Annotated in this window: 15 protein-coding genes; 4 read left to right on the forward strand and 11 right to left on the reverse strand. The window is 71.7% G+C overall.

The window, feature by feature from the left end; genetic code table 11:
* Nucleotides 1–246: 246 nt before the first annotated feature.
* Entirely contained in the window at nucleotides 247–921 is a 675-nt protein-coding gene (locus tag HPT28_RS10850) for a DNA-3-methyladenine glycosylase (RefSeq protein ID WP_219090810.1), read from the reverse strand.
* Nucleotides 922–967: 46 nt separating this feature from the next.
* On the opposite strand from HPT28_RS10850, the gene HPT28_RS10855 reads away from it, so the two are divergent.
* Nucleotides 968–1,750, forward strand: a complete 783-nt coding sequence (locus HPT28_RS10855) for a sporulation protein (protein ID WP_219090811.1) — start codon at nucleotides 968–970, stop codon at nucleotides 1,748–1,750.
* Nucleotides 1,751–1,790: 40 nt separating this feature from the next.
* Here the strand turns inward: HPT28_RS10855 and HPT28_RS10860 are convergent, their stop codons facing one another.
* Together HPT28_RS10860 and HPT28_RS10865 are read right to left on the reverse strand one after the other, a co-directional pair.
* Complete coding sequence (locus HPT28_RS10860; protein WP_219090812.1) at nucleotides 1,791–2,231, reverse strand: barstar family protein; 441 nt, start codon at nucleotides 2,229–2,231, stop codon at nucleotides 1,791–1,793.
* A 33-nt stretch (nucleotides 2,232–2,264) separates the two neighbouring features.
* Complete coding sequence (locus tag HPT28_RS10865) at nucleotides 2,265–2,660, reverse strand: ribonuclease domain-containing protein (RefSeq protein WP_374226951.1); 396 nt, start codon at nucleotides 2,658–2,660, stop codon at nucleotides 2,265–2,267.
* 79 nt (nucleotides 2,661–2,739) lie between these two features.
* On the opposite strand from HPT28_RS10865, the gene HPT28_RS10870 reads away from it, so the two are divergent.
* Both HPT28_RS10870 and HPT28_RS10875 read left to right on the forward strand, forming a co-directional pair.
* On the forward strand, nucleotides 2,740–3,276 hold the full coding sequence (locus HPT28_RS10870; RefSeq protein WP_219090813.1) for a YbhB/YbcL family Raf kinase inhibitor-like protein: 537 nt from the start codon (nucleotides 2,740–2,742) through the stop codon (nucleotides 3,274–3,276).
* A 274-nt stretch (nucleotides 3,277–3,550) separates the two neighbouring features.
* Nucleotides 3,551–4,060 (forward strand): HNH endonuclease, encoded by a 510-nt coding sequence (locus HPT28_RS10875; protein WP_219090814.1) that lies wholly within the window; start codon nucleotides 3,551–3,553, stop codon nucleotides 4,058–4,060.
* Nucleotides 4,061–4,164: 104 nt separating this feature from the next.
* Here the strand turns inward: HPT28_RS10875 and HPT28_RS10880 are convergent, their stop codons facing one another.
* The 3 genes from HPT28_RS10880 to HPT28_RS10890 form a co-directional block, all read right to left on the reverse strand.
* Nucleotides 4,165–5,124, reverse strand: a complete 960-nt coding sequence (locus HPT28_RS10880; RefSeq protein WP_219090815.1) for an SPFH domain-containing protein — start codon at nucleotides 5,122–5,124, stop codon at nucleotides 4,165–4,167.
* 70 nt (nucleotides 5,125–5,194) lie between these two features.
* Entirely contained in the window at nucleotides 5,195–5,617 is a 423-nt protein-coding gene (locus HPT28_RS10885; protein ID WP_308119157.1) for an NfeD family protein, read from the reverse strand.
* Nucleotides 5,618–5,682: 65 nt separating this feature from the next.
* Entirely contained in the window at nucleotides 5,683–6,474 is a 792-nt protein-coding gene (locus HPT28_RS10890; RefSeq protein ID WP_219090816.1) for an ABC transporter ATP-binding protein, read from the reverse strand.
* 141 nt (nucleotides 6,475–6,615) lie between these two features.
* Between HPT28_RS10890 and HPT28_RS10895 the strand changes: the two genes are divergently transcribed.
* Nucleotides 6,616–7,407: a hypothetical protein gene (locus HPT28_RS10895; protein WP_219090817.1), complete on the forward strand. Its 792-nt coding sequence runs from the start codon at nucleotides 6,616–6,618 to the stop codon at nucleotides 7,405–7,407.
* Nucleotides 7,408–7,446: 39 nt separating this feature from the next.
* On the opposite strand, the gene HPT28_RS10900 is transcribed toward HPT28_RS10895, so the two are convergent.
* From HPT28_RS10900 to HPT28_RS10920, 5 genes are all read right to left on the reverse strand, one after another.
* Nucleotides 7,447–7,686 carry a chaplin gene (locus tag HPT28_RS10900; protein WP_219090818.1) on the reverse strand — a complete coding sequence of 80 codons (240 nt, stop codon included), beginning with the start codon at nucleotides 7,684–7,686 and terminating at the stop codon, nucleotides 7,447–7,449.
* 237 nt (nucleotides 7,687–7,923) lie between these two features.
* The gene (locus HPT28_RS10905) at nucleotides 7,924–8,172 is read right to left on the reverse strand and encodes a chaplin (protein ID WP_219090819.1); all 249 of its coding nucleotides are present in this window, start codon (nucleotides 8,170–8,172) and stop codon (nucleotides 7,924–7,926) included.
* A 158-nt stretch (nucleotides 8,173–8,330) separates the two neighbouring features.
* On the reverse strand, nucleotides 8,331–8,972 hold the full coding sequence (locus HPT28_RS10910; protein WP_219090820.1) for a response regulator transcription factor: 642 nt from the start codon (nucleotides 8,970–8,972) through the stop codon (nucleotides 8,331–8,333).
* Nucleotides 8,965–10,107 (reverse strand): GAF domain-containing sensor histidine kinase, encoded by a 1,143-nt coding sequence (locus HPT28_RS10915; RefSeq protein ID WP_219090821.1) that lies wholly within the window; start codon nucleotides 10,105–10,107, stop codon nucleotides 8,965–8,967. The genes HPT28_RS10910 and HPT28_RS10915 overlap by 8 nt, the downstream gene beginning before the upstream one ends.
* A 184-nt stretch (nucleotides 10,108–10,291) precedes the next feature.
* On the reverse strand, nucleotides 10,292–12,907 hold the full coding sequence (locus HPT28_RS10920) for an FHA domain-containing protein (protein WP_219090822.1): 2,616 nt from the start codon (nucleotides 12,905–12,907) through the stop codon (nucleotides 10,292–10,294).
* Nucleotides 12,908–13,106: the final 199 nt, after the last annotated feature.

Below are 13,106 nucleotides of genomic sequence, written 5' to 3' on the forward strand. Positions count from 1 at the left end.
GACGCTTCCTTCGGATTCCCTTCCGGGTTTCCTCCGGGCGCTTCCCTTCGGTGTGTCCACTACTTTAGCGAGTTTTCCGCTCAGCTCCTAATCGAGCTTTTCGGGGATGCTTTCCGGGCGCGCCGGAAGACGTCCCCTTGCGGGAGAGTCCGTAGTAGTGGGTTGGCCGCCTGGCGCGGCACCCCACTCGATCAAGTCTGATGATCGTTGTAAAGGCTCTGCCTGCGTCCAGCGGCTCGGACTACGTTAGGCGTCTCGTGTTCCAGAGTCAAGTCGCCCCGGACGGCGTCGCGGCTGGTGCGCCCGGTAGGGACTGACGGTGGGGTCGCCGCTGATCCAGAAGCGGTAGGGGTGCCCCGCGCCGTCCCCGCCGACGCCGGTGCGCGGGCCGGTCCGGACCAGCCCGGGCGCGGGGGGATCGCCGGCCAGGAGCGACAGCGCGGGCCGCGGCTCGCCGTCACCACACACGTCCGCACCGTTGAGCCGACGGTCGATGTCCAGGGCCGTCGCCAGGCGCGCGGGCCCCCTGGCCAGCTCGGTGTCACGTCGTGCCGTGTGCCGCCGGGTACGGGCCAGCTCGGCACCGGTCAGAATCTCGCCGCCACGCAGGAGAACCCCGGCCGCCGTCCCCTTCGTCTCACAGACCAGGTTCAGGCAGTGCCACATGCCGTAAGTGAAGTAGACGTAGGCGTGACCGGGAGGTCCGAACATGACGGCGTTGCGTTCGGTCAGGCCGCGGAAGGCGTGGGAGCCCGGGTCGCGTTCGCCCTCGTACGCCTCCACCTCGGTCAGGCGGAGCTCGATCGGCCCGTCCGCGGTGTGGCGGACGAGGGTACGGCCGAGCAGGTCGCGGGCCACGTCGAGGACGGGACGGTCGAAGAAGGCTCGGGGAAGCGCTGTACGGTCACGGGCGGCGAACATGCCAGTCGAGCGTAGTCGAGTAGTTCGAGTAGTCGGGAGGGACGAGATGGGCTTCAAGAAGCTGTTCGCGAGTGTGGGGATCGGCGGCGCATCGGTGGACACCGTGCTGTCCGAGCCGAACGTGCTGCCGGGTGGGGCGGTGCACGGAGAGGTGCGGATCGAGGGCGGGTCCGTGGACCAGGAGATCCAGGGGGTCTCCGTCGGCCTGCAGGGCAGGGTGGAGGTGGAGAGCCAGGACCAGGAGGTCCTGCGGAACGTCGAGTTCCTCAAGCAGCAGGTGGGCGGGGCCTTCCAGCTCCAGGCGGGGGCCTCGCACGTGGTGCCCTTCACCATGGAGATCCCGTGGGAGACGCCGATCACGACGTTCCTCGGGCAGGAGCTGCGGGGGATGCACATCGGTGTGACGACGGAGCTGGCCATCGCGCGGGCCGTCGACTCCTCCGACCTCGACCCCGTGCACGTCCACCCGCTTCCGGCGCAGGCGGCGATCCTCGATGCGTTCGGCTCGCTCGGCTTCCGGTTCAAGAGCGCGGACCTGGAGCAGGGGGTCATCCGCGGCACCCGGCAGCGGCTCCCCTTCTACCAGGAGATCGAGTTCTACGCGCCGTCCCAGTACCGGGGGCTCAGCCAGGTCGAGCTCTCGTTCGTCGCGGACGACCGGACGATGGACGTCGTCCTGGAGATGGACAAGAAGCCGGGGCTGTTCACCGGGGGGAGTGACTCCTACCGGTGCTTCCAGGTCGATCTGGAGCACTTCCACCAGACCGACTGGACCGGCTACCTGAACCAGTGGCTGTCCGAGGTCGGCAGCCGCCGCAACTGGTTCTGAGCCCGGGCCGGGCGCTGAGCTGAGCTGAGCTGAGCTGAGCTCAGCTCAGCAACACCGTCATCGGGGTGGCCCGGCCTCCCCAGAAGCCGACGGCCGCGGCGAGGACGTCCGCGGCCGTCGCCGCGTCCCGGGGCGCCGCCTCCGTGAACCTGTCCCAGCCGCGGACGAGCAGCAGACGGCCTTGCTCGGGGGGATCCGTCCAGCTCAGGTCGGTGAGGCAGTCGGCGAGGGCGTCCCAGTTGTGCCCGAAGCTGTCGGGAAAGCCGAGGCTCTCGGCGCAGCGCTCGAGGAAGCCGGCCGTGCCGCTGACATCGGCCAGGTCCACCACTCGGCTGTCCCATCCGGCTTCTTCGGGCCCCTCCGCGGGCCCCGGGTCGCCCTCCGAGGGCCGCCAGCGGTAGAGACCGGGCGGCAGGGAGCCGTCGAGCACGCCGGAGAGGTCGGCTGTCGGAAGGGCACCGGACGTCTGGGGGCTGGTCATGGTGTCACCACCGCTGTGAAGGTCGAGTCATGGTCACTGGTGTCGTACCGCCGCCTCGCCGGTGACGAGGCGGCGGGCGCCGCGGTCGTCCGAGCCGGGCGTGGGCACGGTGTACTCGCGGTAGTACCCGCGAGACCGCTGAGGCAGTCGGCCCTCGAAGTTGCCGAAGGCGGTGCCGTCCCTCTCCTCGTACGGGTAGGGGCCTCCAGCCTCGATGAGACGCAGGGTCTCACGGGCCTCGGGCGGCAGGCGTCCGGGCGTGGTGACCGGCATCCCGGTGGCCCAGGAGGGGGTCGCGACGGGGGTCGCGTGCCGACCGCCGGAACCGTCGGAGGGGCCGCCGCCCCCGTCCGTGCTGCCCGAGGGCGTGACGCAGCCGGTGAGCAGCGCGGTCGGCGCCGTCAGGACGAGCAGGATCTTTCGCAGCACCCCGACATGCTGTCAGTTTCGGGGGCGCCCTCTCGTTAGGCTGGCCGATGCATCGATGCCAGCGATCAGGAGGTTCCCAGTGACCGAGCAGAAGCGGCGTCCTCTCCCCCATGAGTTCCACCCGCCGGTGGCGTCCTTCACGGTGGTCAGCGACGACGTGTCCGAGGGCGCGCGGCTGCGGCCGGACCAGGTGTACGCGGAGGGCAACGCCTCGCCCCACCTGCGCTGGGAGGGCTTTCCGGCGGAGACGAAGAGCTTCGCGGTGACCTGCTTCGACCCGGACGCGCCGACCGGCAGTGGCTTCTGGCACTGGGTCCTCTTCGACATCCCGGCGTCCGTGACAGAGCTGCCGGCCGGTGCCGGGAGCGGCGGCTTCCCCGGTCTGCCGCAGGGGGCCGTGCACGTGCGCAACGACTACGGCTCGAAGGAGTTCGGCGGTGCCGCGCCGCCGCCCGGCGACGGACCGCACCGCTACGTCTTCACCGTGTACGCGGTCGGTGAGGAGAAGCTGGGCCCGGACTCCGACGCGAGCCCGGCCGTCGTCGGTTTCAACCTGCGTTTCAAGGCCATCGGCCGGGCGCAGCTGATCGGCGAGTACGAGGTGTCCGCCTCCTGAGTCACCTCGGTTCCCGGCCGCCACCGTGCCGCGTGCGCGGCTCGGGGAGGTGGCCTCCGCCAACACGAACGCCCCGCCTGTCAGGCGGGGCGTTCGCCCGTTCCGGGCCCGGTGCGCCGGACGGTGGCGCATCTCCCTTCCCCTCCCCGACGGCCGACGGTCCGCCGATGGTCATCTCCCGTACACAGCGGGGAAATTGCGTTGTCCACCGGAACGGGCAGCGGCACAGTGGTGGCCACCCGCCAGGGGGCGGGCGGACGGGGAGGTGGACGGGATGCGCGAGACGCTCATTCTCAACGCGAGTTTCGAGCCGTTGTCGACGGTGTCGCTGCGTCGGGCCGTGGTGCTGGTGATGCAGGACAAGGCCGTCGTCGAGCAGGAGCATCCCGGGCTTCGGGTGCGGGCGGCGCAGCTGGAGCTGCCCGTGCCCCAGGTGATCAGGCTGCGCCGGTACGTCCGGGTGCCGTTCCGACAACGGGCGCCGTGGTCGCGGCGCGGTGTCCTGGTGCGGGACCGGCACCGGTGCGCCTACTGCGGGCGGCGGGCGACCACGGTGGACCACATCGTCCCCCGGTCGCGGGGCGGGGGCGACACGTGGCTCAACACGGTGGCGGCCTGCGCGGAGGACAACCACCGCAAGGCGGACCGGACTCCGGCGCAGGCGGGGATGCGGCTGCTGACCCAGCCCTTCGAGCCGACGCCCGCGGACACGTTGCTGCTCGCCCTGAACCTGCGTGACGGCGGCGCTCTCCCGGAGTGGCTGCCGATGCCGGCCCCGGCCTGAGGCGCGGACGCCGGCGGGGAGGCACCTCGCACGGCTTCGGCCCGGTGCGTGACGCACCGGGCCGAAGCCGTGTCAGGACAACGGTAGTCAGAACGACGGTTGGTTCAGTCAATCGGGGGACGCTCGGAGGGCCGCTTGCTCATGCCCGTCGACGGCGCGGGGATCGTCGGGCCGGAGGGCTCACCGCCCTGCCGCTTGAACCCGTCCAGCGCACCGCCGAGGCCCTTGAGCGCGTCGCCGATCTCGCTCGGCACGATCCAGAGCTTGTTGGCGTCGCCCTCGGCGATCTTCGGCAGCATCTGGAGGTACTGGTAGGAGAGGAGCTTCTGGTCCGGGTCGCCCGCGTGGATGGACTCGAAGACGGTGCGGATGGCCTGGGCCTCACCTTCGGCGCGCAGCGCGGCGGCCTTCGCGTCACCCTCGGCCCGCAGGATCTCCGACTGCTTGTGCCCCTCCGCCTGGAGGATCTCCGACTGCCGGACGCCCTCGGCCTGGAGGATGGCGGCGCGCTTGTCCCGGTCTGCGCGCATCTGCTTCTCCATCGAGTCCTGGATGGAGGTGGGCGGTTCGATCGCCTTCAGCTCGACGCGGTTGACGCGGATGCCCCACTTGCCGGTGGCCTCGTCGAGCACACCGCGGAGGGCTGCGTTGATCTCCTCACGGGAGGTCAGCGTGCGCTCCAGGTCCATGCCGCCGATGATGTTGCGCAGCGTGGTGACGGTGAGCTGCTCGATGGCCTGGATGTAGCTGGAGACCTCGTAGGTGGCCGCCCGCGCATCGGTGACCTGGTAGTAGATGACGGTGTCGATGTTCACGACCAGGTTGTCCTGGGTGATCACGGGCTGCGGCGGGAAGGGCACGACCTGCTCGCGCAGGTCGATGCGGTTGCGGATCGTGTCGATGAACGGGACGACGATGTTGAGGCCCGCGTTGAGTGTGCGGGTGTAGCGGCCGAAGCGCTCCACGATGGCGGCACTCGCCTGCGGAATGACCTGGATCGTCTTGATGAGTGCGATGAAGACCAGCACCACCAGGATGATCAGGACGATGATGACGGCGTCCATCGCGCCCCCCTGGACTCGTTTGCCGATGTGTGTGGTTGACGGACCGTGTCGTACCGGTGGTCGTGTGTCATCACATCACGACGGCGGTGGCTCCGTCGATCTCGACCACGTCGACCCGGTGCCCCGGCTCGTAGGACTCACCCGGCTCGAGGGCCCGTGCCGACCAGATCTCGCCGGCGACCTTGACGCGGCCCCCGTCCCCGTCGACGCGTTCGACGACGACGGCCTGCCGCCCCTTGAGGGCGTCCACCCCTGTGGCCAGCTCCGGACGTTCGGCCCGCATCCTGCGCGCCAGGGGCCGGACGGCGACGATCAGCGCCGTCGACACCGCGCAGAAGACGACCACCTGGATGACCAGACCGCCACCGAGCCCCGCGGCGAGGGCTCCCGCTCCCGCACCCACCGCGAGCATGCCCATCTCGGGCATCGCGGTCAGCACCAGCGGAATGCACAGCCCCACCGCGGCTACGAGCCACCACACCCATGCGTCCACGGGGTCATCATAGGTGGCTTGGCCACGCCGGGACAGAGCGCGGGCGATCCCGGCCCAGGGCGAACTCAGCCGAGCGGGAGGCCGTTTGCCGTCCAGCGGTCACCGACGCGCTCCACGACGAGCGGCAGTCCGAAGCAGTGGGAGAGGTTGGAGGAGGTCATCTCCGTCTCCAGCGGGCCGGCTGTGAGGACCTTGCCCTGACGGATCATCAGGACGTGGGTGAAGCCCGGGGGGATCTCCTCGACGTGGTGGGTGACCATGACCATGGAGGGAGCGTAGGGGTCGCGGGCGAGGCGCCCGAGGCGGCGGACGAGGTCCTCCCGGCCGCCGAGGTCGAGCCCGGCGGCGGGCTCGTCGAGGAGGAGCAGCTCCGGGTCGGCCATCATCGAGCGGGCGATCTGGGTGCGCTTGCGCTCACCCTCGGAGAGGGTGCCGAACCTCCGGTCGAGGTACTCGCTCATGCCGAGCCGGTCGAGGAAGGCGCGGGCGCGCTCCTCGTCGACGGCGTCGTAGTCCTCGTGCCAGCCCGCGGTCATGCCGTAGGCCGCGGTCAGCACCGTCTGGAGGACCGTCTGGGAGCGGGGCAGCTTCTCGGTGAGGGCGCTGCTGGAGACGCCGATGCGGGGGCGCAGTTCGAAGACGTCGACGGAGCCGAGCCGCTCACCGAGGATCGTGGCCTGGCCGGAGGTCGGGAAGAGGTAGCTGGAGGCGAGGTTCAACAGGGTCGTCTTGCCGGCGCCGTTGGGGCCCAGGATGATCCATCGCTCGCCCTCCTTGACCGACCAGGAGACGTCGTCCACCAGAGCCCGACCGTTGCGGACCACGGATACGTCCACCAGCTCCAGTACATCGCTCATGAGCGCGTTGTCTCCCATTGCAGTCGCTTCGCCCGTGCCGGTGGGCACAGTCCCCAGGGAAAACCTACGCCACCCGTCCCCGGCCGCGGCGGTCAGCCTTGGCGGGGCGGCGTCCGGGGGCCCACGGCCTAGGCTGGGGCGATGCTGGAAGAACCTCGTTCGGGGCGGCTCGCCGCCTGGGGAAACGCACTGCTGGCCGGGGAGGTCTCGCCAGACGAGGCCGTGGAGCGGATCGTCGGGGAGGACGCCGTGCACCGGGTGGCCGGGCTGCCCGGCGAGGAGGGGCCGCCCGTGGGGCTGACGCTGGCGCTGGGACGGCTGCGGGCGCTCGGGGCCGTGGCGCTGCGGGTGGCGTTGCCGGTGCCGGGGCACCCGCTGGGGCTGAGCGGGCCGCCGGAGTTCAACACGGCCGCGCTGGAGGCCGGGGAGGCGGTGCCGGTGTCCGGGACGGCGCTGGGGCTCGTGCCGGAGGTCACGGAGGCGGGGCCCACGGGGGACGTCCATGTGGAGGTGGTCTGGCGGTGCCGCCCGGTGCGGGAGGCGCCGCCGGCGGACGTGCCGTCGCTGGGAGAGGCCGAGCGGGAGCTCCAGCAGGCGTTGCGGGATGCCACGGAGGCGTTGACACGGCTGGACGTGGCGGGTTCCGGGCCGGTGGCGCAGGCGGCGCTGGCGGCCTACCAGGCGCGGGCGGAGGCGGGGCGGCGGCTGCTGGCCCCCGGGTACCCGGGGCGTGCGGTGCGGGTGCTGGAGCTGGCCCAGCGGGTGGCCGCGCTGGTGAACATCGCGGAGCTGGCCGAGCCGGGGGCGGCGGTGAGCGCCGGTCAGCTCACGGCGCGGGCGGAGCTGCTGCGTCCGGTGGAGCGGATGGCGCGCAGGGCCCAGGTGGCGGCGTTCAACGCGTACGCGGAGGAGGTGGAGCGGCGGCGCGGGTGACGCGCCGCCGCTCCCGCCCGGGCACGGTGCCGGGTGACGTCAGTCGTTGATGCACTCGTTCCCGAAGGTCGGGTTGAGGGCACCGATGATGTTGACCGAGTTGCCGCAGGCGTTGATCGGCACGTGGACCGGGACCTGCACGATGTTGCCGGAAACCACGCCCGGCGAGCCGACGGCGGCCGCACCGGCGCCCGCGTCGGCGGCCGCGGTGCCGGCGGCACCGCCCACGGCGGCGCCTGCGGCGGCGATGCTGAGGGCGACCTTCTTGGCTGCGTTCATGGGGATTCTCCTGTGGTAATCGGCAATGCCGGAGCGACCCGGCGTGAAGCGTGCGGCGAGGCCGCACGCTGAGCAACGTCGGGGGTCCGGAGCCGACACGGTCGCCCTCCGTCCGCCGCCCGTTCGGAGCAATCGGCGGCGTCGGAGCGATCGGAGCCGGGGGACCGGGGCCGGGGAACGGGGCCGGCCCCCGGACGGGGTGTCCGGGGGCCGGGGCGGGAGCGGTGTGGGCTCCGGTCAGTGGTTGACGCAGGTGGTGCCGAAGGTCGGGTTCAGCAGGCCCACGACGTTGACCGAGTTGCCGCAGACGTTCACCGGCACGTGCACCGGGACCTGCACGACGTTGCCGGAGGCGACGCCGGGCGACTGGACGGCCGCGCCCTGGGCGGTGGCGCCGCCCGAGGTGGCCGAGGCGGCGCCGGCGCCGGCGGCGATGAGCCCGCCGGCGAGCATCGTGACGGCCGTGACCTTGTTGAGCTTCTTCACTATCCGGAATCCTCCTTGGCGGTCCGCGGCGGTCGCCGCGGCACGCCATGGAGAACGGCGCGGCCCCGAAGGAGTTGCGGGCAGTCGGGCGCTCATCACACGACAGCATGAATCGCCAATCGGAAGAGAACCACGGAACCGGGTCCGCGCGTCCGTGTTCAGCCCGTCAGGCCGTGCCGGACGGCCCACAGGGCGGCCTGGGTGCGGTCGGCCAGATCCAGCTTCATCAGGATGTTCGACACATGCGTCTTGACGGTCTTCTCGGACAGCACGAGGGTCCGGGCGATCTCGCGGTTGGACCGGCCGTCGGCGATGAGGCCGAGTACCTCCCGTTCCCGTTCGGTCAGCCCGGAGGTGCGGCCGGGCCCGGGGGCGGCGTTGTCCTCGGTGAGCAGGGCGGCCGCCACCTCGGGCTGGAGGAGCACGTGCCCGGCGTGGACGGAGCGGATCGCCCCGGCGAGCGCGTCGGGGGCGACGTCCTTGTAGAGGTAGCCGGCGGCGCCCGCCCGCAGCGCGGGTACGGCGGTGCGCTGCTCGGTGAAGCTGGTGACGACGAGGACGCGGGCCGTGCTCTGGGCGTCGCGCAGCCGGCGCAGGGCCTCGATGCCGTCCGTGCCGGGCATCTTCACGTCCAGCAGGATGACGTCGGGAGCGAGCCGCTGGGCCTCCTCGACCCCGGCCTGGCCGTCGGCGGCCTCACCGACGACCTCGATGTCGTCCTGGACCTCCAGAAAGGTCCGCAGGCCCCGTCGTACCACCTGGTGGTCGTCCACGAGCAGCACGCGGATGCGGTCAGACACCGGGCACCTCCATCTCGATCTCGGTGCCCTTGCCGGGCTCGGACTGCACGCTGAGGGTTCCGCCGACCGAGGCCGCGCGGTCCCGCATGGACACCAGGCCCAGATGACGGCCGGCGCGGCGCACGGCTCCGGGGTCGAAGCCGTGGCCGTCGTCCGTCACGCGCAGCGTGGTGCCGCCGCCGTCGCGCCGGGCGAGGCTGACCGCGACGGTCGTCGCTCCGGCGTGCCGCAGCGCGTTGTGCAGGGCTTCCTGGGCGACGCGCAGGGCCGCCTCCTCCTGCGGGGCGGGCAGGGCGCGCACGCCGTCCGCCGTGAAGGTGACCGAGGCCGTGTGGGCGCGGTCCAGGACCCGCACCTGGGCGCGCAGGGTGGCCACGAGCCCGTCCTCCTCCAGCGCGGCGGGACGCAGCTCGACGACGGCGGCGCGCAGCTCGTCGGCGGCGTCGGCGGCGAGCCGGGCGATCTCGTGCAGCTCGTCCTTGGCGCGCCGGGGGTCACGGTCGACGAGGGCGGTGGCCGCCTGGGCCGTGAGCCGCAGCGAGAAGAGCTTCTGCGAGACGGCGTCGTGCAGTTCGTGGGCGATGCGGGACCGCTCCCCCGCGATGGTCAGCTCCCGGGCGCGCTCGTACAGGCGGGCGTTGTTGAGGGCGATGGCCGCGTGCTCGGCGAGGACGCGCAGCAGGTCCTCGTCCTCGGCGGTGAAGGCGCAGCCGCCGTCCGGACGGGTGCAGCGCTTGTTGGCGAGGAAGAGGGCGCCGAGGACCTCGTCGCCGTCGGCGATCGGCATGCCGAGGAAGTCGGACAGCTCCGGGTGGGCGGCGGGCCAGCCCTCGAAGCGCGGGTCGTGGCGGACGTCGGCGAGGCGCTGCGGTGCGGCGTCGTCGAGCATGGCGGCGAGGATGCCGTGGCGCCGGGGCAGCGGACCGATGGCCTTCCACTGCTCGTCGCTGACGCCGGCGACGACGAACTGGGCGAAACCGCCCCGGTCGTCGGGGACGCCCAGCGCCGCGTACTCGGCGTCGAGCAGGTCACGCGCGGAGTGCACGATCGTCTGGAGCACCTCGCGCACCTCGACCTGGCGGTTCATGGCGAGGAGGGCTGCGCTGACCGCGGCCAGCCCGGTTCTGATCACCATGCCCTCACCGTACTCGGCCCGCGGCCGCGCCGGATCCGCCGCAAGCCCGGGAACCGGTCGCGGTCGCGGCGGCCGCCGGTCCTAGGTCCTGTGGCCCGCCGCGGGCGGCGGACAGCCGTCCGCCCGCCGGCCTCCCTCCATGGGTGGCCGGCGGGCGGACGTCGGTCAAGCGCCTGCGGGCGGGCTACTTCCGCATGACCTCCGGCTCGTGGCGGCGCAGGAGGCGGGAGACGACGATGCCGCAGATCGCGGCCATGGCGAGCAGGACGCTCATGTTGAGCAGCCAGGCGCCGAGCTCGTGCTGCCACAGCGGGTCGCCGTCGCTCTGCGGGTCCCAGGGCAGCAGGACGTTGAGGTCCGCGGTGTTGCCCATACCGGCCACGGCCCAGCGGGAGGGCATGAGCCAGGCGAGCTGCTCGATGCCGGCCTTCTCGTGGATCTGGAAGAGGACGCCGGTGAACACGACCTGCACGATGGCGAACATGACCAGCAGGGGCATCGTCTTCTCTGCGGTCTTGACCAGCGAGGAGATGATCAGGCCGACCATCATCGAGGAGAGGCCGAGGGCGATGACGACGAGGGTCATCTCGATGCCCGGGGAGAGCAGCACGCCCTCGGTGGGCATCTCGCGCGGCAGGAAGCCGATGACACAGATGATCACGCCCTGCAGGGCGGTGATCATGCCGAGGACGATCACCTTGGACATCAGATAGGCGGACCGGGAGAGGCCGGTGGCCCGTTCCCGTTCGTAGATGACCCGTTCCTTGATCAGTTCTCGGACGGAGTTGGCCGCGGCCGAGAAGCACATGCCGACGACGAGGATCAGCATGATCGTGCTGGCGTCGCGGTTCGTCCGGCCCTTCTCCACCGGCCCGTAGCCCAGGCCGAAGTCGGACGGGATGACGACGCTGACCACGCCGAGGACGGCGGGCAGGATCAGCATCAGGGCCATGAAGCCGCGGTCGGAGGCGATGACGGAGGCATAGCGCCGCATCAGCGTCCACAGCTGTGAGCCCCAGCTCTGCGGCTTCTGCAGCCGGGCCTGCTGCTGGTGCCAGTCGACCTGGACGGGCTGCGGGGCGACGGCGTCGATGTCGGCGGCATAGAGCTGGTAGTGCTGGGAGCCGCGCCAGCGGCCCATCCAGTCGTAGTCGCGGTAGTTCTCGAAGGCGGAGAAGACGTCGGCCCACGAGTCGTAGCCGAAGAAGTTCAGGGCCTCCTCGGGCGGGCCGAAGTAGGCCACGCCGCCGCCCGGCGCCATGACGAGCAGCTTGTCGCACAGCTGGAGCTCGGCCACCGAGTGGGTGACGACGAGCACCGTGCGGCCGTCGTCGGCCAGGCCGCGCAGCAGCTGCATGACGTCGCGGTCCATGCCCGGGTCGAGACCGGAGGTCGGCTCGTCGAGGAAGATCAGCGAGGGCTTGGTCAGCAGCTCCAGGGCCACCGAGACGCGCTTGCGCTGGCCGCCGGAGAGCGAGGTGATCTTCTTCTCGGCGTGGATGTCCAGCTTCAGCTCGGAAAGGACCTCCTCGACGCGGGCGTTGCGCTCGGCCTCGGCGACGTCGCCGGGGAAGCGGAGCTTGGCCGCGTAGCGCAGTGCCGTACGCACCGGGAGCGCCGTGTGCAGGATGTCGTCCTGCGGCACGAGGCCGATGCGGTGCCGCAGTTCGGCGAAGTGCGTGTAGAGGTTCCGGTTGTCGTACAGCACCTCGCCCTGGTTGGCGGGCCGGTAGCCGGTCAGCGCCTTGAGGAGGGTGGACTTGCCGGAGCCGGAGGGGCCGATGACGGCGATGACGGACTTCTCGGGGACGCCGAAGGAGACGTCGTTGAGGATCGTCTTGCCACCGTCGACCTGGACCGTCAGGTGGCGGGCCGCGAAGGAGACCTCACCGGTGTCGACGAACTCCTCGAGGCGGTCGCCGACGAGCCGGAAGGTGGAGTGACCGACACCGATGATGTCGTTCGGGCCGATGCGCCGGCGGCCGTTCTTCGGGAGCTGCTGGCCGTTGACGTAGGTGCCGTTGTGGCTGCCGAGGTCGTGGATCTCGAACAGCCCGTCCGGCCCGGCCAGGAACTCGGCGTGCAGCCGGGAGACCTGGAGGTCGGAGACGACCAGCTCGTTCTCCAGGGCACGGCCGATGCGCATGACGCGGCCGAGCGCGAGCTGGTGGAAGGTGGTCGGGCTCCGGTCCCCCAGGCCGGCGTGCTGTGCCTGCTGCGGGGGCGCGCCGTGCTGGGCGGGCACCGAGGGCTGCGGGGCCCCGGCCGGCTGCTGTGGGGCGCCCTGCTGCTGCCACTGCGCGGCCTGCTGCGGGTGCTGTCCCTGCCGGGGCGCCTGCGGGTACGCCTGCTGCTGCGGGTGGCCCGCGCCGGCCTGCTGCGGCTGCTGGGCCCAGCCCTGCTGCTGGTGCTGCGGCTGTGCCTGCGCGCCGGGGTGCTGCGGCGCCGGTGCCTGCTGGGCGTGGGCCTGCGGCTGCTGGACGGGCGGGGCCGCCTGCTGGGCCATCGCCGGGGCCGCGAAGCTCAGCCTCGGCCCGTCGGTGGCGTTACCCAGATGCAGTACCGTGCCCGGGCCGATCTCTAGCTGCTGGACACGTTGCCCCTGGGCATACGTACCGTTGGTGCTGCCCGGATCATCGATCACCCAGGCGCGACCGCCCCAGCGCAGCGTGGCGTGCCGCCACGAGACGCGCGCGTCGTCCAGAACGACGTCCCCCTGCGGATCACGCCCCAGCGCGTATGACCGGGACGGATCAAGCGTCCACGTATTGCCGTTCAGTTCCAGTACGAGTTCCGGCACTCCATGCCCCACAGATTTCTGGTCCCCCGAGCTACCCCCCGGCCTGGAGGGTCTGGGATGGCGAACATCGGGGGAACTATTTCAGGCCGGGCCCGCGTACAGGAAGTCGGGCCGCGCGAACCGTCGGTGAGATCCGGCGAAACCACCACGGGAGGGCAGAGGTCCGGCGCGCGTCCGGGGTGCGGACAGGCGTACGGGA

It is taken from the genome of Streptomyces sp. JJ38 (assembly GCF_019303475.1).
GTDB lineage: Bacteria > Actinomycetota > Actinomycetes > Streptomycetales > Streptomycetaceae > Streptomyces.